General features: G+C 60.2%; 24 protein-coding genes. 15 read left to right on the top strand and 9 right to left on the bottom strand.

Annotated elements, in window-relative coordinates; translation table 11 throughout:
- Positions 1-91: 91 nt before the first annotated feature.
- Positions 92-421, bottom strand: a complete 330-nt coding sequence (locus BDB13_RS18705) for a hypothetical protein (RefSeq protein WP_374230516.1) — start codon at positions 419-421, stop codon at positions 92-94.
- 201 nt (positions 422-622) lie between these two features.
- Between BDB13_RS18705 and BDB13_RS18710 the strand changes: the two genes are divergently transcribed.
- The 3 genes from BDB13_RS18710 to BDB13_RS18720 all read left to right on the top strand — a co-directional run bounded on the left by BDB13_RS18710 (position 623) and on the right by BDB13_RS18720 (position 2,511).
- Entirely contained in the window at positions 623-961 is a 339-nt protein-coding gene (locus BDB13_RS18710; protein ID WP_094272953.1) for an RNA polymerase-binding protein RbpA, read from the top strand.
- A 435-nt stretch (positions 962-1,396) separates the two neighbouring features.
- Positions 1,397-1,825, top strand: a complete 429-nt coding sequence (locus tag BDB13_RS18715; protein ID WP_254922871.1) for a YncE family protein — start codon at positions 1,397-1,399, stop codon at positions 1,823-1,825.
- A gap of 296 nt (positions 1,826-2,121) precedes the next feature.
- Positions 2,122-2,511 carry a hypothetical protein gene (locus BDB13_RS18720; protein ID WP_094272955.1) on the top strand — a complete coding sequence of 130 codons (390 nt, stop codon included), beginning with the start codon at positions 2,122-2,124 and terminating at the stop codon, positions 2,509-2,511.
- 101 nt (positions 2,512-2,612) lie between these two features.
- On the opposite strand, the gene BDB13_RS18725 is transcribed toward BDB13_RS18720, so the two are convergent.
- Positions 2,613-3,437, bottom strand: coding sequence for a hypothetical protein (locus BDB13_RS18725; protein ID WP_254922872.1), 825 nt, complete (start codon positions 3,435-3,437; stop codon positions 2,613-2,615).
- Positions 3,438-3,490: 53 nt separating this feature from the next.
- Here BDB13_RS18725 and BDB13_RS18730 point away from each other — a divergent pair, with 53 nt between their 5' ends.
- Complete coding sequence (locus tag BDB13_RS18730) at positions 3,491-3,949, top strand: hypothetical protein (protein WP_141210657.1); 459 nt, start codon at positions 3,491-3,493, stop codon at positions 3,947-3,949.
- 12 nt (positions 3,950-3,961) lie between these two features.
- Here the strand turns inward: BDB13_RS18730 and BDB13_RS18735 are convergent, their stop codons facing one another.
- Genes BDB13_RS18735 through BDB13_RS18750 form a run of 4 tightly spaced genes read right to left on the bottom strand, consistent with a single transcriptional unit; the run spans position 3,962 to position 9,025 of the window.
- The gene (locus BDB13_RS18735; protein ID WP_094272957.1) at positions 3,962-5,260 is read right to left on the bottom strand and encodes a TerD family protein; all 1,299 of its coding nucleotides are present in this window, start codon (positions 5,258-5,260) and stop codon (positions 3,962-3,964) included.
- Entirely contained in the window at positions 5,257-6,795 is a 1,539-nt protein-coding gene (lnt, locus tag BDB13_RS18740) for an apolipoprotein N-acyltransferase (RefSeq protein ID WP_094275022.1), read from the bottom strand. The genes BDB13_RS18735 and lnt overlap by 4 nt, the downstream gene beginning before the upstream one ends.
- A 49-nt stretch (positions 6,796-6,844) precedes the next feature.
- Complete coding sequence (locus BDB13_RS18745) at positions 6,845-8,443, bottom strand: amidohydrolase (protein ID WP_094272958.1); 1,599 nt, start codon at positions 8,441-8,443, stop codon at positions 6,845-6,847.
- Between the two features lie 18 nt (positions 8,444-8,461).
- Positions 8,462-9,025 (bottom strand): FxsA family protein, encoded by a 564-nt coding sequence (locus tag BDB13_RS18750; RefSeq protein WP_094272959.1) that lies wholly within the window; start codon positions 9,023-9,025, stop codon positions 8,462-8,464.
- Between the two features lie 240 nt (positions 9,026-9,265).
- On the opposite strand from BDB13_RS18750, the gene BDB13_RS18755 reads away from it, so the two are divergent.
- On the top strand, positions 9,266-9,922 hold the full coding sequence (locus BDB13_RS18755; protein ID WP_094275023.1) for a hypothetical protein: 657 nt from the start codon (positions 9,266-9,268) through the stop codon (positions 9,920-9,922).
- A gap of 12 nt (positions 9,923-9,934) precedes the next feature.
- Here BDB13_RS18755 and BDB13_RS18760 read toward each other — a convergent pair whose 3' ends face one another.
- Positions 9,935-10,594 (bottom strand): response regulator, encoded by a 660-nt coding sequence (locus BDB13_RS18760; protein WP_094272960.1) that lies wholly within the window; start codon positions 10,592-10,594, stop codon positions 9,935-9,937.
- 77 nt (positions 10,595-10,671) lie between these two features.
- On the bottom strand, positions 10,672-11,967 hold the full coding sequence (locus tag BDB13_RS18765; RefSeq protein ID WP_094272961.1) for a flavin monoamine oxidase family protein: 1,296 nt from the start codon (positions 11,965-11,967) through the stop codon (positions 10,672-10,674).
- Positions 11,968-12,546: 579 nt separating this feature from the next.
- Here BDB13_RS18765 and BDB13_RS18770 point away from each other — a divergent pair.
- Positions 12,547-12,957: a hypothetical protein gene (locus tag BDB13_RS18770; RefSeq protein WP_094272962.1), complete on the top strand. Its 411-nt coding sequence runs from the start codon at positions 12,547-12,549 to the stop codon at positions 12,955-12,957.
- Here the strand turns inward: BDB13_RS18770 and BDB13_RS18775 are convergent.
- Positions 12,948-13,259: a MerR family transcriptional regulator gene (locus BDB13_RS18775; RefSeq protein ID WP_094272963.1), complete on the bottom strand. Its 312-nt coding sequence runs from the start codon at positions 13,257-13,259 to the stop codon at positions 12,948-12,950. The genes BDB13_RS18770 and BDB13_RS18775 overlap by 10 nt on opposite strands.
- A gap of 367 nt (positions 13,260-13,626) precedes the next feature.
- Between BDB13_RS18775 and BDB13_RS32175 the strand changes: the two genes are divergently transcribed.
- From BDB13_RS32175 to BDB13_RS18810, 9 genes are all read left to right on the top strand, one after another.
- Positions 13,627-13,782, top strand: coding sequence for a hypothetical protein (locus BDB13_RS32175; RefSeq protein WP_169633588.1), 156 nt, complete (start codon positions 13,627-13,629; stop codon positions 13,780-13,782).
- A gap of 81 nt (positions 13,783-13,863) precedes the next feature.
- A complete protein-coding gene (locus BDB13_RS18780; protein ID WP_094272964.1) occupies positions 13,864-14,409 on the top strand; it encodes a Dps family protein in 546 nt (181 codons plus the stop codon).
- Positions 14,410-14,859: 450 nt separating this feature from the next.
- Entirely contained in the window at positions 14,860-15,129 is a 270-nt protein-coding gene (locus BDB13_RS18785) for a DUF4235 domain-containing protein (protein WP_094272965.1), read from the top strand.
- 161 nt (positions 15,130-15,290) lie between these two features.
- Entirely contained in the window at positions 15,291-15,554 is a 264-nt protein-coding gene (locus tag BDB13_RS18790; RefSeq protein WP_094272966.1) for a GlsB/YeaQ/YmgE family stress response membrane protein, read from the top strand.
- A 118-nt stretch (positions 15,555-15,672) separates the two neighbouring features.
- A complete protein-coding gene (locus BDB13_RS18795; protein WP_094272967.1) occupies positions 15,673-15,870 on the top strand; it encodes a CsbD family protein in 198 nt (65 codons plus the stop codon).
- 107 nt (positions 15,871-15,977) lie between these two features.
- Positions 15,978-16,133, top strand: a complete 156-nt coding sequence (locus BDB13_RS32180) for a DUF6131 family protein (RefSeq protein WP_094272968.1) — start codon at positions 15,978-15,980, stop codon at positions 16,131-16,133.
- A gap of 241 nt (positions 16,134-16,374) precedes the next feature.
- Positions 16,375-17,091 (top strand): GAF and ANTAR domain-containing protein, encoded by a 717-nt coding sequence (locus BDB13_RS18805; protein ID WP_094272969.1) that lies wholly within the window; start codon positions 16,375-16,377, stop codon positions 17,089-17,091.
- Positions 17,092-17,445: 354 nt separating this feature from the next.
- On the top strand, positions 17,446-17,592 hold the full coding sequence (locus BDB13_RS32185; RefSeq protein ID WP_176459615.1) for a hypothetical protein: 147 nt from the start codon (positions 17,446-17,448) through the stop codon (positions 17,590-17,592).
- Between the two features lie 20 nt (positions 17,593-17,612).
- On the top strand, positions 17,613-17,894 hold the full coding sequence (locus tag BDB13_RS18810; RefSeq protein WP_141210658.1) for a hypothetical protein: 282 nt from the start codon (positions 17,613-17,615) through the stop codon (positions 17,892-17,894).
- Positions 17,895-17,953: the final 59 nt, after the last annotated feature.

Consider the following 17,953-nt stretch of genomic DNA (forward strand, 5'->3'; position numbering starts at 1 on the left):
AAGGATTTGAGTTGTGTTTCGTTATGTGTCCGGCACGCCACACTGGCGCGGTGCCGTACACACAGCTACAAACTGGTTGCCCAGGCTAGCGTCATCGGAAACGTTCAGCTTCGCGGGCAAGTGCCGTCAACTGCTCACACATCGAAATGAGCTCGGCAGTATCGGCACCTTCCGCGACCGCAGTCGCGACATCTTCCGCAGCGCAGCGCACTTCGAACATCCGATCAACGAGTTCGGATGCCTCGCCGGCCGTCAAGATGACAGCGTCAGCGGGAATTGCGGTGCCTTTCACAGCACTACGCTGCTCATACGCGCGCTGACGGCACGACTGGCAGCAGTACCGCCGCCGACGTCCGACTCCGACCGCCGCAACCGCACGACCGCACCAGACGCAGGGATTCCCGGCGCTTCTCGGTCGCATGCTGGTCGTCATGTCTGCACACTTTACTCGAGATTCGGAGGCCCTCAATGTGCGCGTGCAGTACCCGGTAAGATGGGGAGGTTGCGTCTTCTCGCCACACGGGAACCAATCGGGGACTCGTGGCGTTGTAGATGAGTGTGAGCGTCTACGCCCCAACACCGGGCGCCCACCAGCGGTGACGAACGAAGAGAGGACACCACCATGGCAGATCGCGTACTTCGAGGTAGCCGTCTCGGAGCTGTTAGCTACGAGACCGACCGTGACCATGACCTCGCCCCCCGTCGTATGGCGAAATACAAGTGCGACAACGGTGAGATCTTTGACATCCCGTTCGCCGACGAAGCCGAGATCCCCGGCGTCTGGATGTGCCGCAACGGCCTCGAGGGTGCCCTCATGGAGGGAACTGCTCCCGAAGCCAAGAAGGTCAAGCCGCCGCGCACCCACTGGGACATGCTGCTCGAGCGTCGTTCCGTCGAGGAACTCGAAGAACTCCTCAAGGAGCGTATGGATCTCCTCAAGGCCAAGCGTCGCGGAGCTTGATTCTCTAGCACTCTCCCGAACACTTCGATCAAGACCGTCCGGTTGTTTACCGGGCGGTCTTTGTCGTTGGATGGGGTACTGCGATACAGACATCATCTGCGAGCCCTTCTCTGATACGAACTCACTCCGAAACTATTTCAGTCCAACAACTTTCACCAATCAGGCATACACCCGTGCCGGCAGGTGGCAGGCGCGAATATCGCGCAAGACAACTATCGGCACGGATGAATGAGCCAGTGTTTGCTGTATCCCCCGGCCTACTCGGGACCAAACGTCACAGGTAGAAAACAGTGGGTCCGCGAGCCTTGTCTCCTCGACGCCAATTTCCGGCTGCCACTACTTTCGAGGTGAATGTCCAGTATCTGCCGTTGCGGTGGTTGCCTTCCTGCGCCGCTACGCATCCATCAACGGTGCGGACTGCAACTGGAAAGGCCTATGTCGGTGATAATTCTCAATCGACCGCATCCGCTCAAACAGTGGCCCAAAGCCGCCGCAGCGTTGAGCGCCGGTGCACTCGCCCTGACCATGGCCCTCGGCGGTGCGGTCGGTACTGCATCGGCAGACACCGTCCTCACCCCTGTCATCGGCGTCGGTGCAGCACCGTGGGGTGTGGCGATCACGGCCGACGGCGCTCGCGCCTACGTCGCCAACCGGACTGACAACACAGTGTCGGTCATCGACACCACCACCAACACGGTCATCGGCAACCCCATCACCGTCGGAATCCAACCGACCGGGATCAGGATCGCTCCCAACGGCAACGCGTACGTCACCAACATCGGCGCCGGCACGGTCTCGGTGATCGACACCGACACCAACACCGTCATCGGCAACCCCATCACCGTCGGCCGGGCGCCGCGATGACCGACAACACGCCACCGGCAACCGGATCGCTCGGATCGCTCGGCAACTACGGCTCGTAGATAGCCACCTCGCACGAAGCTGGCACCGTTTCTGCACAGTGAGCACTGTTTTCAGCATGCTGGAAACAGTGCTCACTAGAGGAAAAGGGGCCTAGCTTCCGAAACCCGGCCGAACACATCGCACCGAACAACGCCACATTGCGGCCTATGTCCGTTATCTTCCTCGATAGTGGTTGCATTCGCGGCCGCTCTGTATCCCGTGCAGGGATTCAGTCACCGCGAAAAGGGAGTCCGTTTGTGAATGTTCTCGAAGCGCCCACTCGTTGGTCCCGGACCGCCGCGGTACTCGGCACCGGCGCACTCGCTGTCGCGATCACCCTGGGCGGTCCAGTCGGCACGGCATCAGCCGACGTTCCGGTCACCGATTTCAACACCAACTTGATGGCGTTGCCCAACACCGCCGACACCGTCGTCACCGCTACCGTCACCGTTGATCTCCCGACCGCGGAACGTCCGTTCGCGGTGACGATCACTCCTGCCGGTGCCCTCGGCGATGTTGCCGACGCGGTCAGCACCTACCTCACTCACACGGTCAACGACGCGATTGCAGTGCTCGCGTTTATCCAGGCGGGGGCGCCGATCGATCTGCTCGAGAACTTCGGATCACCGGGGAGTTCAGGGCGGTAGTGAGCGGCCAGAACGTGCTCGGTACGAAGCTGGCACCGTTTGTGCTCAGTGAGCACCGTCTCCAGCACGCTGGAAAGGGTGCTCACTAGAGGCAAAGGGGCCTAGCTTCCGTCGCTCTCAGGAAGAACGCGCGCAGCAATGCGCCACATGGTCACATAGGCAATCGCACCGAGGACAATCAGCGCGATCCCCACTGCGGTGGACACCGAATCCGTCACCAATCCCGCAATTCCGGTGATGACCACAAAAACCGGTAGGAAGTCGAACAGTCGAGCGATCGGTTGCGGCGGATCAGTCGGCAGTCCCAGTGCTTGGAGCGCTTTGTTCGGTGCGTACTCCGGATACCACTCGGTGAAGGAGATTGCGAAGATCATGCCGCCCAACTGCAGGATCCACCCGGTCCAGAAATTGCCGCTGGAGCCCAACACGGCGTCACCGTACAACCCGACGATTGCCGACCACAGGAACGACAGTGCCCATACCAATGTGATGGTGTAGTTGATCCGCAGAAAGAGCGGTGTTGTCCACGTTTCCGGTGGTGCAGACTCTTTCGCGTATTGCATAGTGAACGGATTGCGCAGAAGCATCGAACCGAATGCGAAGACCACCAAGGCGATGTTGGTCATTTCGCCGCCCCACAGTTCGAACCATCGGATGGTGTCGGCCGACGCGAACAAACCAATTGCGGCGAGTATCCCGAAGTACAGAATGTCGAACATTCCCAACAACTTCAGTTTGCTGCCCCGACGGTGACTCGCAGCGGCGATCAGCAGCGTCAACCCGAGCGCCGCTGCGGCGGAAGCCTCGAATCGGCCTGGTCCGGACACCAACGACAGCAGAATCCACGGCGCCAATCCGGCGAGCGGAGATTTGAGAACAGAATCGACAATGCTGGGCTTGCGGACGGCGTTCTGCACTTCGGTCATGGACGTTGCCTCTGTTCATTCGGGGTGGACTTCCACCGCCGAATACCCAGAAAGTGCAACAGTCACCACCACAAAGAGAAATCGCCGAGAACCTGACAGATTCAGTTCGCAACGGTGTGCAGGTTCCCGAACTGACCGTCATCCCGGACGGCTTCGTTCCCACCGGCGCGGTCATCTGCGAATTCGACAGGTCTGTCGGGGTTGTCGATCACGCACTTTCCCTGGTCGAAATGCGTCACCGCGGCGATCTGACTGCTGTTCTGGCTGCCTACGCGGTGCCGTCGGATCCAAGAGACATGACCTGTCACGTCGATCAGCCAATGCCACCGACCGTATGGCTGATCGACGATCAGGGACTCGGAATGCGGCCGGCGCTCCCGTTGGGACGGTGCGGTGAATTCAAATGGGAAGCCATCGAGGCCGTGAAAGCACTACCGGTGACCGAGCGCATCGTGCACCCGATCCCGGTTACGCCCGAACAAGAAGCTCAGTGGACCGATATTCCCGGCTAGGCGAGTCCTGCCTCAGCGACGCTTCTTCGGCGCCGGTTCGCATTGGCCGGAGTACTTGTCGAGTCCGACGCCCTTGTTCGCCTTCTTGCTTCGACCCTTCGGACCCGATTTGGGACGCTGCATCCATTGGCCGTCGGTGTCCAGACCAGGCATCCGTTCGCTGAGCGTTTTGCTGTATCGAGTCTCGCCGTCGACGGTCAGAACGCCGTCTTGGACATCGATGTGCGCGATGGTCGCCCAGAACGAGTTCTTGCCGTTGCCGACGAAGACAAGAATTTCATCGGCGTCAGGGCCAGGCAGTCCATCTTTGCCAGCCTTGCCGTAGCGGATTGCGACGCGAGGCTTACCGAAGGTGTCGATGGCGCCGGCCCCGTTGTCCACGCTCTGATACACGTTGACCAGCAGATCGCCGTTCTCGTGCGGAATGACGCGAACCTGCTCGACGGCAGCCTTCTTGCCCTTACCGGGTCCCGCGCTGTCGCCGTAGTGGTAGATGTGCGGCCAGGTTTCCAGTCCGCCACGATGATTCGGCTCACCGCTGATCACGACGTAGTCGTTGGTGTCCTCGTTGCGGCAGAAGAAGTACACGTCGAGGTCGCCTTCGCCGTACTTCTTGACCTTGCCGTTGTCGTCGTATTTTGCGCCGCGGCCGTCCCATTCCAGACCCACGGTCAAGACCCAACTGGGGTCGCCCTGACTTTTACGCAGGTCAATGCGCGCAGTCTTGTCCGGAGAGTCTTTCGTGAGGCTGACGGACACTTTTTCGAAGCTGATGGTCGGCGCCGGACTGGCTGCGGGCTGTTCCGGTTCCGCAGCACTGCTCGGTTCGTCGTCATCGACGTCGATACCGTGTTCGGCGGCAAAGGCTGCCAACCCGGCGCTGTATCCCTGCCCGACGGCGTCGAGACGCCACCCGGTGCCGCGTCGATACAACGCCACCAACTGCAAAACGGTTTCGGTAGTCAAACCTGTTGGGACAAAAGACAATTGCTGCGAGGCCCCGCGCGTGTCCACTTGAATCGACGCCACATCGGAAAAGTTCTTGCCCTGCGCCTCGGTACTGCCGGTGATCAGGACGCGGTGAACATCGGCCGGAAGTGCAGCGAGGTCGACGGTGATTGCCTCATCCGAAACGAGCGCCACGCCCGGCGCTTTCGGATTGTTGAAGAACACGAAGTCATCGTCGGTGCGAACCTTCCCGTCGGCGCCGAGCAGAACTGCCGCAATGTCCACGACACCGCCGGTGCCGATCGCGATGGTGTAACTCGCGTCGAGCAGATCGGTCTTGGAACCCTTACCTACCTCGGTCATTGCTGCTCTCCTGTTTCGGGAAGGGTGCGTTCACGACGCCGGATAATCACTGCCATCACGATTGCGCCCGCCGCGAGGAGGCACAGCAGTACCTCAGGTGCGGGGCCCACGCGCGAAGCCACAGTTTTGTCAGTCGACAGCGGTACATCGGCAACGAGGAATTCGGGGACAAAAAGATCGGTTTGCGAGGTTACGGAACCGTCGGGAGAAATGATCGCGCTGACGCCACTGGTGGCTGCCACGACAACGGCGCGGCCGTGTTCGACGGCCCGCACGCGGGACATCGCCAACTGCTGGTACGTCATCTCGGTGTCGCCGAAGGTGGCGTTGTTGGTCGGTACGGCGAGGAGTTGCGCTCCGTTGCGAACGGATTCCTGGAACGCCCGGTCGAATGCCACCTCGTAGCAGGTAGCGATACCGATCGGCACGCCTGCGGCCTGGACGACACCGTTGCCGTCACCGGGGACGAAGTTGCCGGCACGGTCTGCGTATTCCGAGAATTTCCGGAAGAAGTCTCGGTAGGGCAGGTACTCGCCGAACGGTTGGATGATCTTCTTGTCGTGCTGCTCCTGCGGGCCTTTGTTTCCGTCCCAGACGATCACGGAGTTCGTGGTCGTGTGGTCGGCATTGACGAGCACAGTGCCGACCAGAATCGGCGCACCGATCGATACGGACGCGCGGGTGATGTCAGCTGCCGCATCGATGTTGCGCAACGGATCTATGTCGGAGGCATTCTCGGGCCAGATGACGATGTCGGGTTGTTTGACGCGTCCGGCGTCGACTTCCGCCGCCAACCTCAAAGTTTCGGCGACGTGGTTGTCGAGAACCTGCTTGCGTTGCGAGTTGAAGTCCAGTCCCAACCGCGGCACGCTGCCCTGAATAGCTGCGACGGTGACGGTGCGATCACCGGAATCCATCGTGGCGAGAAACGGTGCGACGACGCCAGCCAGAATGACGGGAACGATCGCAGCCGCAACAGCGCCGAAAAATCCTCGGTGCCAATGTTTGGCAGCAACCGCAATCGCTACTGCGGCCAACCCGGTTCCGGTCAGTGCCACCGCAAAACTGAGTAGCGGCGCACCGCCGATGCTCGCGAGCGGAAGCAGCCACCCTTCGGATTGACCAAATGCGAGCCTGCCCCAGGGGAAGCCGCCGAACGGAACACTGGATCTGAGCCATTCCGTCAATGTCCACACGGCAGCAATCCACAGCGGCGCCCACGGCAACCGCGACACCAGTACGGCCAGCAGCCCGAACAGTCCGATGAACAGCGATTCCACGGCAGCGAGCGCTATCCATGGCACGGCGCCGACAAACACACCGATCCACGGCAGTAGCGGCACCAGGAAACCGAGGCCGGCGAGGTAGCCGTATCCGAAACCTGCACGCAGGCGCAGTCCCCCGCGGCCGAAGTTGGTCAGCACACAGGTCAGCAGTGCGATACCGATCGGCGCGAGAAACCACAGAGGCCGAGGCGGAAATCCCGCGAAGATCAGATACCCGCCGGCCGCCGAATACAGCGAGCGCAACCACATCGAACCGGTGAGCACCTCGACTAGCCGCGTGCGTTCACCGGTCGACTGTTCAACGCTCATAAACGACGCGTCCGCGATGCACCGATCGAACGCACACCGGGGCTGGAGCGTCGTCGCTCAGTCGCGGCAACGCCGGAACCCGTGAGCGCGGATCGGTGGACCAGCGCTGCACCGAATCGGCGGGTGCGCTCACCTCGAGATCGCCGGCTTCCCAGATGACGTACGACGCCGGAGCACCCGGATTGAGCGTTCCGGCTGCTCCGTCGCGAACTCCTCCGGCGCGCCACGCGCCACGAGTCGCCGCCGAGAAGGCTGCGCGCGGTGAGATGCCGCTGCCGTCGGTGCGGTGATGCACTGCGGCCCGGACCATCGCCCACGGTTCAACCGGAGTGACGGGCGCATCGGAACTGAATGCCAGTGAGACACCCTTGGCAGCTGCCGGGGCAAACGGATTGAGAGCGACCGCGCGCTCGGCGCCCAGACGCGTTGCGTACAGGCCGTCGGTTCCGCCCCACAGTGCGTCGAAAACCGGTTGGACGCTCGCGATGACGCCCACTGTCGCAAATGTTTCGGCGTCGGCGATCGACATCATCTCGGCGTGCTCGAGGCGATGCCCGAGAGCGGCGACCTTGGGTCCGCCGAGTTCCTCAGCGACCTGACGGAATGCTGCCGCGGCCGCAGACACTGCGCCGTCACCGATGGCATGGAAGCCCGCTTGGATTCCGGCGAGCGTGCAGGCGCGGATGTGTGCAGCGATAGCGTCGACGTCAAGGTAGGCGTTACCCGTCGAATCCGGCTGATCTGCATAGGGTTCGAGCAACCAGGCCGTATGGGATCCGAGGGAACCGTCGATGAAGAGGTCGCCGCCGAGTCCGTGAGCACCGGTCTTGTCGAGGAGTGCGCGTGCATCTTCTGCCGTGGTGACGTGCTCGCCCCAGTAGCCGCGAACCTCGACGCCGTGGTCGTGCGCGAGGAGTTCCTGGAAGTCGGTGAGACCGGAGATATCCGGGCCACCGCACTCGTGGACTGCGACGATTCCGCGTGATGCGCACAGATCAAGTGCTGCGGTGCGGGCGGCACTGCGTTGTTCAGCGGTGAGGAGATTGCGAGCCGAAGCGCGCGCAAGGTGGTGGGCGTCGAAAGTGAGCGGACCATCTGCGGAGTACCCGGCCTGGGAGGTGAGCCCCTCGATCCCGTCGCGCAACGCACTCGAGCACACTGCCGAGTGCACGTCGATCCGAGAGAGGTACACCTTGCGGCCGGGTGCGGCGGCATCGAGATCGGCTGTTGACGGCGCGGTGGGCTGCGCCCATTCGGTGTCGTCCCAACCGTGACCCCAGATGACGGCGTCAGGATTAGCGTCGGCGAATGCCGTTACCCGCGAGAGGCATTCGTCGAGCGACGTTGTTCCCACCAGATCGAGTCCGACGATGGTGAGACCCAACGCGGTGATGTGGACGTGAGTGTCGACAAAACCTGGGGTGACAAACGCACCGCCCAGATCCTCGATTTCCGCGTCGGGATGAAGTGCACGTCCAGCGCGGTCCTCGCCCACCCAGACGACGATGCCGTCGGTGATGGCGAGCGAGGTCGCGTCAGGTGCAAAAGAACTGTAGATCCGGCCGTTGACCAGCAGACGAGTAGTCACGAACGCCAAGTCTGCCTGCTAGTACTGCGGCCCTCGCGAACGGGTAGGTGTATCCGTGTCGAGAATCTCACCTTCGAGGACAAGTTCCTTGCCGTTGCTGCTCACATATTCGGTGGTGGCGGTAGGTGTTTCGACGATGATTTCTCCGTCGATGACCTCACCGTTGCCGCGCATCCGCGCTGCGTAGCCCACCGTTCCGGCAAAGGCGTCGCCGCCGGCCGCGAAGGCTGCCGCACGCTTGCCCGCCAGAAGGACTGCCAGCGGACGCAATGCCCAACGCGTCGGAGGAATCAGCAGTAGCAGACCCAAGACGGACGTGACAAGGCCGGGGACGAACATCAATGCCGATCCGGCTGCAACCAGGGCTCCGTCAGCGACGGCGAGCGAGGGCGAACCTTCGCCGCGTGTTGCTTTGCGGAATCCGTCCATGACTTTTCGCCACTGCGAACGCATGAGCACCAACCCGACCAGCGAGCCCGCAAGGAACAGCAGAACCGTCCAGGCGATACCGATGGCGTTGCCTACAAGGACCAGTGCGGCGATCTCAACGATGACGTAAAGCAGGAAAACGGCGGCAATCATGGACGTCCCCTTTCAGACTGTCTAGGGATACAACGTACGAGACCGCGATTTTTCTCCCGAGATGCAGTGAGAGCGTGCACCGATTCCATGCTGTGGGTCACAATCTGCCGCTGCGGTGGTGCTTGCCGTTAACTAACGCTCCGCTAACGATTCTAACCCTCAAGTTGACGTTTAGACTCTGCACATGGTGGAGTCGCTTCAGGCCGGATTTCGTCGGCCGTCAACGTGAAGGAGCCCGACATGAGCCGACTCCCCGGCAAGAAGCTCGCCCGCCGCATTCCCACAGCACTGGTCGGCGCCGCCGCCGTCGTAGCCCTGACCGCAGGATCCACGATGATCAGCGCGGGCACTGCAGGCGCCGAACCCGCCGCACCTTTCGACCTTGGCGCATTGATTGCACAGGCCACCGCAATTTCCCCCGATGCGACCACTGCCATCCAGCAACTGATCGGCAAGGCAGCCGTCGACCAGATCACCGATGCGCTGGGCCTTCCGGCAATCGCCAAGACCGAAACTCAGAACTTCATGTATCCAGCTCCGACGTTGGGTTGTGGTCTCGACGGCCAAATGGCGACGGTAACGCTCAGCACCGCCCAAGCAGGCCCGAACTTCCCACTACCAGCGATCAAAGATGACCAGCTCCGCTTCCAGGCGCTGCCCGCCTACCTTGCAATACCGAAGACATCCGGCTTGAGCGTCGCATGGCTCAACACCACCACGTTCAAGAGCGGCATCGTCCCGTTGGACGACTCGATCCCCATCTTGGGTACGCCCATGCTGTCCAAGGTGGTCGACACCGGAAACGGCAAGGTACTCGCGTCAATCTTCGGCAAAGTCGATTACACCGACGGAAAGTCCTGCACCGTACTTCCGACGGTCGGAACTTTCGACGCGTGACCGACTGCTGGCCTACGCGCTCGGAGTCACCAATCCGGTCTCGTAGGCCAGCACCACCGCTTGAACGCGGTCACGGAGATCCAGCTTTGTCAGAATTCGGCCGATATGAGACTTGATCGTCGATTCGGAAAGAAATAGTTGCTGCGCGATTTCTGTGTTCGATCGTCCCGTCGCAACCTGGCCGAGAACCTCACGCTCACGCTCGGTCAAGACGTCGAGAATGATCGGATCACGCCGGGGTGCCGGTCCGTCGACGATGAATCGCGACAGTAATCGCCGCGTCACCTTCGGTGATACGACGGCATCGCCGGCGGCAACACTGCGGATCGCCGAGACCAAGTCTTCGGGCGGTGTGTCCTTGAGTAGGAATCCACTGGCCCCGGCGCGCAATGCTCCGAGTGCGTGTTCGTCCAGATCGAAGGTTGTCATCACCAGCACTCGGGATTCGATTCCCGACGCCAAAATCTGTTCCGTTGCCCTGACGCCGTCGACGATCGGCATCCGTACGTCCATCAGGACGACATCCGGTTTCAGGGAAATTGCCGCCGTAACCGCGGCAGCCCCGTCCCCAGCTTCGCCGACGACAGAAATATCCTCGTGCGCACCGAGGACCATGTTCAGCCCCATCCGCATCAGTTCCTGGTCGTCGACAATCAGCACGGAGATAGGCACGGCGTAAACCTATCGGGCAGACAGCGGCGATGCCACCGAGGACCACATACACGAGCAGCAACCGACTTCGGGCGTGATCATCCGATTCTCGAGATGAGGTCGGCCTCGCGTTGACCGGTCAACAGCGCCCCGTGGACGGTGGAGGATTCGGTGGCATGTGTGGCTTCACCGGCGAAAAAGACTCGGTTTCCGATCGGTTCGGCGACGATTGCTCGGTCGTCAGGCGTCGACTCGATCCCGGGATACGAGTAGGAACCGCGCGCGTAAGGGTCCGTCGACCATCGAGTCACCTGGTAGTCGCACGGTTCAGGCACGCGCTCGCCGTAGATGACACGCAAGGCACGCATCCCTTCAGCAACGGTGGCGGCATCATCGAGGGATTCGATGCGGCGCGCGACCGAGCCGCCGCGCAGCGCAACGATCAGGGGAACACCGGCCACCGTTTGAAGCGGAAACCATGCGGCCATCGGATCGTCCGGCAAACCGAACTGGCCGATCATCTCGGCGTCGTCCCAGAATTGAACGTCGAAACGCAGATACAGCTTGTTGTAGACGCCCATACCGAGGCGTCCAATCGCCGCTTGTTTCGCTGTGGGCAAGGGCGGGTCGAAAGTAACGGAGCCCGCCTTCAATACGCCCAGTGGAAGGGTGACGATCACATGGTCGGCGTCGAAAATATCGTTGTCGGTGTGCACCCGAACACCGGCGGCACTGTACGCAATTCGATTGACAACCTGCCCCAACCGAACGTCGAGGTTCTCGGCTAGCCGGGTCGCGATCTCGTCGTAGCCGCGAGGAAAGACCACCTCGTCACCGCCATGACTGTCATGGTGCTGCCCAACCCACAGGGGAACTTGATCGGCGTCGGCGCCGAAGGAGTCCTGGACGAAGTGTCGGACGGTGTTTCGAATGAGGTCGGCGCGAATGTCGCTCAGCCCCAACTGCGGCAGCACCAATTCGACGGCAGCGGCGAAGGAGGTGTTCGCGAACCGTGGTTGTCCGGCCAGCTCCTGTATCGCCGTCATGACACCCTCGAAGTCGATGCCGTACGCGTTCATCGCTGCCGGGTCCAGGTGCCGGCTGCCACTGTAGGTGGTGATCAGGTTCTGGTTGAGCACCACGGTGGGCAGACCGAACTCGTCGCGTAGTTGCGTTACGGGGTTTTTCTCGATGCCGTGGATCCACGATGCACCCAGATCCAGTGGCATCTCGGGCCGCGTGCGATCGGTCCACAGTCGGCCACCCACACGCTCGCGTGCTTCGAGCACCGTCACCTGACGCCCGAGCCGAACCAGGTCGCGTGCTGCGGTCAGGCCGGCGATGCCCGCTCCGATTACAAGAACCGAACCTGTAGACGACACAGTGGGACTCATGATGCACTCCGGACGGTACGAAGCTCGAGTAGCGAGTTATTAGTGATGGAGTGTCTCCTCGGTGCCGGGCTGGATTTCACAGCTAGCCTAGGCAACTCACCGAGCGGTGTCAGGGGCAACGCGCGCACGGAAGCTCCACGAGTGGAATAACCCGTCGAATCTGGCCGTTGTACAGGCTGTCGGTGTCCGATCCATTGCCCCGGGTACCACCCCAGAAATGCCGCTTCGAGCGGCCACTTGCCGAGAGGCGCAAGGCGGATACCGGCGCTGACACAGCCGCTGGACTCCCTACGGGGCCGGCGGCTTCGTCATGTGCGGATGGCGTCGGCAATGCCACAATGACGTGTGGACTTCGACAGCGCAGCTACGGACCCACGGTCGAGTGCTCGAGTATCCTGTAGCCAATAGGCCTTGAGAGCCTCTCTGCGGATTCAGCCCTGATCACCCGATACCGCCGAAATCGGGCAACACGCATCTGGGATAGGATCAATTTCAGTTCTTCGTCAAGCTGCGGCGATGGGCTGCCTTCACCCCGGCCATGCGATGCTGCATCGGCCACGTCGAACAGATAGGCAGGCCATGCCCCTCACGGTGAAACATTCCGAAACATACAACGATGCGCTGATTGCGTTGGCAGCAGCTACCCATCGCCCCGCCAGCGTTGTCAATGTGGCCGGCGACTACGCGATCCGTGTCGATCTGGAATACAACCGCTACGTCGTCGCCACCAACACACGCCTCGGATTGTCTGACGAACCTGAATCCAGCGACTCCTGGAGGGTTCGCTTCATTCAGGCCAATATCGCCGGTGAATCGGATCAACTCCTCGCCGAAGCAAGCCACCAATGGCTCATCGACGCTTTCGATTCCGCGCTCGAATCCCTTGAAGCCGACGGAAACAAGATCGTTGCCGACGCAAACTTCGGGGACATCAGCCGTTCCGAAACGTCGACATCAGCTGATGTCCACGACCTCGGAGATCAAGCCTGACCGTCAGCCGATTCGCTCAACTGAGCGATCCGCGCCGCAAGAATTGAATTCTCGGCTTCGAGCGAGAGAATCAACCGGATTCCGACCAAATTCACGCCGTCATCGATCAACGCCGTGATGCGAGCCAGCATGTCCAGATCCGATTCGCTGTACCGACGGGTTCCGCCGTCAGTGCGAGTGGGCGTCAACAACCCTCGCCGCTCATAGAGCCTCAAGGTCTGCGGCCCAACTCCGGACAGTTCAGACATCACCGAGATCCCGTATACGCCGCGAAGCGAACGTGACTGAGACTCCAACGTCACTGCAAACCTCCCAGGCGTAATCGGCGACCACACGACCTTAGCATCCGAGGGCATTGAATCTAGCCGCCAAGACATAGGTTTCATATCGGCGGATCAGGATTATCAGATTTCAATTCTTCGAATTCTCGGCATATTGGCTGATCAAGGCCAAAAATTTGGCGTTCAGGCAATCCCCGAACGTCAATTTTCCCTCTTTCGGTGTTGCTAATTATCTGCATCGGCTGGTATAGATTTTAGGGCGCCTAGAACGACGCAGACCTACGGAATCGCATACACATTCGGGTGCTGTGAGTCTGCAGAGCACGACGCCGAAGGGGAGCCGTTCACCCGATTCCCTCCGCACACACCCCTCCACCACGGGAGCAAGATGACGACGATCGACATCCCGCCCGCTCAGAACGGCGAGATCAACTCCGCAAGCTCCACCTTGGCGACGGCTGAACTCAAGCACCGAATCGCGCTGATGTTCGGGGATCCCATATCGGAGGAGTGGCCGACAGCGTCGACTGAAGCGGTCGACTGAATCGGCAGACACGATCTTTGACACCGCAACTACCGCACGAGACCGTGCGAACAGTTCGCGATTGCAACGAGAGGAAGACACATGCCAAATTTCACGGTACCGGGACTGAGCACTGAAGACGGCACGAGTGTCGCCGCAGTTCTTCAGGAACGACTCAGCGCCTACAACGATCTGCATCTGACTCTCAAACACATTCACTGGAATGTCGTGGGCCCGAACTTCATCGGCGTACATGAAATGATCGACCCTCAAGTTGATTTGGTCCGCGGATTCGCCGACGACGTCGCCGAACGAATCGCTGCACTGGGCAACTCCCCCAAGGGAACCGCCGGCGCCATCGCCGCCGACCGCACCTGGGACGACTACTCCGTCGGCCGTGACGACGCCAGCGCACACCTCGCCGCCCTGGACCTCGTGTACACCGGCGTCATCACCGACTGCCGTGCAGCGATCGAATCCGTCGGAAAGATCGATCCGATCACCGAAGACATGTTGATCGGCCAGAGCGCTCAGTTGGAAAAATTCCAATGGTTCGTTCGAGCCCACCTCGAGAATTCCGGCGGAAGCCTTGTGCATGAAGGAAGTTCGACGGAGCTCGGCGCAGCCGATAAGGCCCGCCAAAACTGAGCCCACCACTACTTCCGGGTTCGACTGACCGACTACCACCGATATGTGAGGAGACCCCCAACCATGCCGCAACGCGAACATCGCATCTTCCAACTACAGCAACGGTTGCTGTTGGGTTCGATTGTGGTGGGAACATTGCTCGGCGCCTCAGCGATCGCCTCCCTCTGACGAGACGCCACCCGTATCAGCACAAACACGGGTGTGACGAACTCGAGCAGGTACTACAGAGCTTCAAGAGCTCATGTGATCGCGTCATAGCCGGGGAATGCAAAGCGTGTCGCGGAAATTCACACGCACACCGTGCTCGCGTCGAGCCGGCCGGTTCCTCGAGAACGCTTGGTATCCCCCAGTACGCAACGCTGGGAGATGTCTCAAAGTTGTTCATTTCCAGATTGTTTGACGCAGGTATTCGGAAAACGACCATACTCAAACGACAGAGGAATTCACGCAATGAGTGCAATGCCCAAAGCGATGTACAGACCACTTTCACTCGCAACGAGTGTTCTTGGTGGGATCGCCGCCGGGGCGGTGTTCCAGCAGGTTTGGAAGCGCCTCGGACACAACGAAAATGCCCCTGATCCACAAGACCTCAGCAGGTCGAGCAAAGAAGTGCTGATTGCGGCAGCGCTGCAGGGAGCGATTTTTGCAGTAGTGAAAGCAGCAGTGGACCGAGCCGGCGCCAAGAGCTACCGGGCACTCGCTCACGAGAATCCGATGTGAGGTTCAGCCGCTCAGCGTGGCCGACAAATCGTACGTCGCAGGTAAGCAGTGCCCGACCCATTGAGGTGACGATCTGAAATGGACCACGATCCGGCTTCCGTCGGCACTTGCCGATCCATAACACCTCACCAGCTGTTTACACCACTCAAAGGAGACACATTGTGCTCGGCCTAGGCATTATCGGATGGATCATCATCGGCGGACTCGCCGGCTGGATCGGCAGCAAGATCATGAAAACCGATGCCTCCATGGGCATCGTGCTGAATATCGTCGTCGGCATCATCGGCGGCCTGATCGGCGGATTCCTGCTCAAATTGCTCGGTGTCGACGTCAACGGTGGCGGTCTGATCTTCAGTTTCCTCACTTGCATACTCGGCGCGGTGATCTTGCTCTTCCTCGTCAAAGCCGTCGCCGGCCGACGCTGACCCGTACCGCGGCAAAATCTCACACTACGTACCGGTAGCACCGTCAACTCTGGATCGATCGCAGACCGACGCAAAGAACGAAGCTGATCAACACTTACCCGAAAGGATCACGATCACCATGGCTGATTTCCTCGACAAGGCAAAGCACAGGGCCGAAGAACTCATCGGTGAAGCAAAAGAAAAGATCGGCCACAAGACGGACAACGACGACCTCGCCGCCGAAGGCACCAAGGATCAGATTTCAGGCAAGACCAAACAGGTTGGCGACGACATCTCCGATGCTGCAAGCGATCTCAAGAACAAGTTGACCAACTGAGCAGCACCTCAATCACTTGCCGAGTCCGGTGAACCGATAAATCGGTCCCGGTTTACGCAATCAGTAGATCAAGAAACTTCCGGCACAACGAAAGACGAGGATTCACCATGATTGTCCTGGGCATCATATTGGCATTGGTCGGTTACTTCACAACGATCAGCATTCTGACCACGATCGGCATCATCTTGGTGGTCGTGGGCGCAGTGTTGACACTCCTCGGCACCACTGGACGCGCGGTGGGCGGCCGCAAAGTCTGGTATTGAACCACCACATAAATGCTGCCCTGGTGGGGCGCTCTGATCGCAGTCGGTCGGAGCGCCCCACCAGCATGAACCCAACAAGTTGGTCTGCGCAGACATCTTTCGAGATGCCTGCGCTTAACGCTGTGCCAAACGAGACCCCACTTGCCCCCGGCAAAGCCGCGCTGCGGTAGCCCGCGAACAGCGAGAACGTAGAATTCGAACCGTTCGATGCACGTTTGGATGAACGGAAGACCCGAGGTGTATGGCGATGGCTGGGCTCGATAACACACTGAAAGAACCCGCAGCGGTGTTCGCGGCGTTGGCACAGATTCTCTACTCCGCAGAGGATAGCGCCGAGGTGTACAACGCAATTTGTTCGGCCGCTGTCGAGTTGATTCCTGGTTGTGATCATGCCAGTTTGATGCTGCGCCGGGGAAAGACCAACGTCACTGTCGCTGCAAGTGACGAGATTGCCGCTTACGCAGACGAACTGGAACGCGCCACGGGAGAAGGTCCATGCATCGACGCTCTCGAAACGGACCTCCCACAACTCGAATCCGATCTCAGGACTCCGAATCAGTGGCCCGAATTCGCGCAGAAAGCTGTGTCGGAGACGCCGATTCGCGGGTCGATGGGTTTCCGACTGATGGTCGACCGTCGCAAGTTTGGCGCCCTCAACCTCTTCTCCGATACACCCGGTGCCTTCTCGAAAGACGTAGCCGACCAGGCGGTCGTATTGACTTCTTTCGCGTCTGTCGCGGTCACAGCACTTTCGCGAGGTGAGGATTCGGATTCGCTGCGGCGAGGCCTGGCGAGTAACCGTGAGATCGGCCAGGCTGTCGGCCTGTTGATGGCATTGCATCGAGTATCCGAGGACAAGGCCATCGACACCCTGATACGAACTTCTCAGGAGATGAACGTCAAGGTCGCGGACCTTGCTCGCAAGGTCATCGTCGACCATCGCTCTACTCTCGATTGAACGGGCAGCTGTGTTCGGGATGACGTTGCATTGCAATGAGATTGGGGTATGACGGACCGTAGGCTCGCCCCACCGAACATTCACACCTTGCATTCCAGCCGTCGTCGCAACCTCCCATATGAGAGGTTGCGACGACGGTGTCGTTTTCGGACGACTGTGGATTTGCACCCCTTCACTGGGATGAGTGCCCTCTCAACCAGCCTCAGGATGTGCGCCCATCATTCGACGGTCCCGCTGTGCCAGTTCTCTCACTCGCATCTTGCTAATTATCTATGTCAGCTAATATAGATTTACGGTACGGAAAATCGCACTGTAGATGGAAAATACTGGCGCACCCCTACCGTTGGAGCAAGCATGTTGACGTTGATTGGCGCTCGGTCCACACAGAGCCACGGGGCCCACTTCCGCAGCTCCACATTGGGCACGGCCGAGCTGAAGCTACCGATCGCACTCATCTTCGGCGACCCCATCGCCGTGGAGATGACCACAAGAATCAACTGAATCAACAGGGACGAACTCCAGTGACAATGTGGCAGCCGTGCGCACGGGCGATCATCACATCGCTCCGCTCGGTTTCGCATCTGCTCACCACGAAGAGCGCAATCGATCTTTCAGATAAGGTCACTGCGGAAGCCGGCCGCTGCCAACACACAGCAGATGCCGTCTTGGTTATCGTTACTGCGATCATCCTCGCCGTCACAGTCAGTGCCTTACTGGCCGATGTTGTCACCGGCGCGATAATCGGCGCCGGAACGGCAACGGTGTTCCGGTTCATGCTCCGGACGATCAACCCTAGAAGGTGATTGATCGGGTTCTCACCTATTCTTAAATCTTCCTCTGACGGCATAGATAAGCTATATTC

Origin of the sequence: Rhodococcus sp. OK302, from assembly GCF_002245895.1 — a bacterium.
Taxonomy (GTDB): Bacteria; Actinomycetota; Actinomycetes; order Mycobacteriales; family Mycobacteriaceae; genus Rhodococcus_F.

Bases quoted from the DNA above. Each gene is read 5' to 3' on its own strand.
- BDB13_RS18705 (WP_374230516.1), bottom strand. From the start codon at position 421: ATGCGACCGAGAAGCGCCGGGAATCCCTGCGTCTGGTGCGGTCGTGCG.
- BDB13_RS18710 (WP_094272953.1), top strand. From the start codon at position 623: ATGGCAGATCGCGTACTTCGAGGTAGCCGTCTCGGAGCTGTTAGCTAC.
- BDB13_RS18715 (WP_254922871.1), top strand. From the start codon at position 1,397: ATGTCGGTGATAATTCTCAATCGACCGCATCCGCTCAAACAGTGGCCC.
- BDB13_RS18725 (WP_254922872.1), bottom strand. From the start codon at position 3,437: ATGACCGAAGTGCAGAACGCCGTCCGCAAGCCCAGCATTGTCGATTCT.
- BDB13_RS18735 (WP_094272957.1), bottom strand. From the start codon at position 5,260: ATGACCGAGGTAGGTAAGGGTTCCAAGACCGATCTGCTCGACGCGAGT.
- lnt (WP_094275022.1), bottom strand. From the start codon at position 6,795: ATGTGGTTGCGCTCGCTGTATTCGGCGGCCGGCGGGTATCTGATCTTC.
- BDB13_RS18750 (WP_094272959.1), bottom strand. From the start codon at position 9,025: ATGATTGCCGCCGTTTTCCTGCTTTACGTCATCGTTGAGATCGCCGCA.
- BDB13_RS18755 (WP_094275023.1), top strand. From the start codon at position 9,266: ATGAGCCGACTCCCCGGCAAGAAGCTCGCCCGCCGCATTCCCACAGCA.
- BDB13_RS18765 (WP_094272961.1), bottom strand. From the start codon at position 11,967: ATGAGTCCCACTGTGTCGTCTACAGGTTCGGTTCTTGTAATCGGAGCG.
- BDB13_RS18770 (WP_094272962.1), top strand. From the start codon at position 12,547: ATGCCCCTCACGGTGAAACATTCCGAAACATACAACGATGCGCTGATT.
- BDB13_RS32175 (WP_169633588.1), top strand. From the start codon at position 13,627: ATGACGACGATCGACATCCCGCCCGCTCAGAACGGCGAGATCAACTCC.
- BDB13_RS18780 (WP_094272964.1), top strand. From the start codon at position 13,864: ATGCCAAATTTCACGGTACCGGGACTGAGCACTGAAGACGGCACGAGT.
- BDB13_RS18785 (WP_094272965.1), top strand. From the start codon at position 14,860: ATGAGTGCAATGCCCAAAGCGATGTACAGACCACTTTCACTCGCAACG.
- BDB13_RS18795 (WP_094272967.1), top strand. From the start codon at position 15,673: ATGGCTGATTTCCTCGACAAGGCAAAGCACAGGGCCGAAGAACTCATC.
- BDB13_RS32180 (WP_094272968.1), top strand. From the start codon at position 15,978: ATGATTGTCCTGGGCATCATATTGGCATTGGTCGGTTACTTCACAACG.
- BDB13_RS18805 (WP_094272969.1), top strand. From the start codon at position 16,375: ATGGCGATGGCTGGGCTCGATAACACACTGAAAGAACCCGCAGCGGTG.
- BDB13_RS32185 (WP_176459615.1), top strand. From the start codon at position 17,446: ATGTTGACGTTGATTGGCGCTCGGTCCACACAGAGCCACGGGGCCCAC.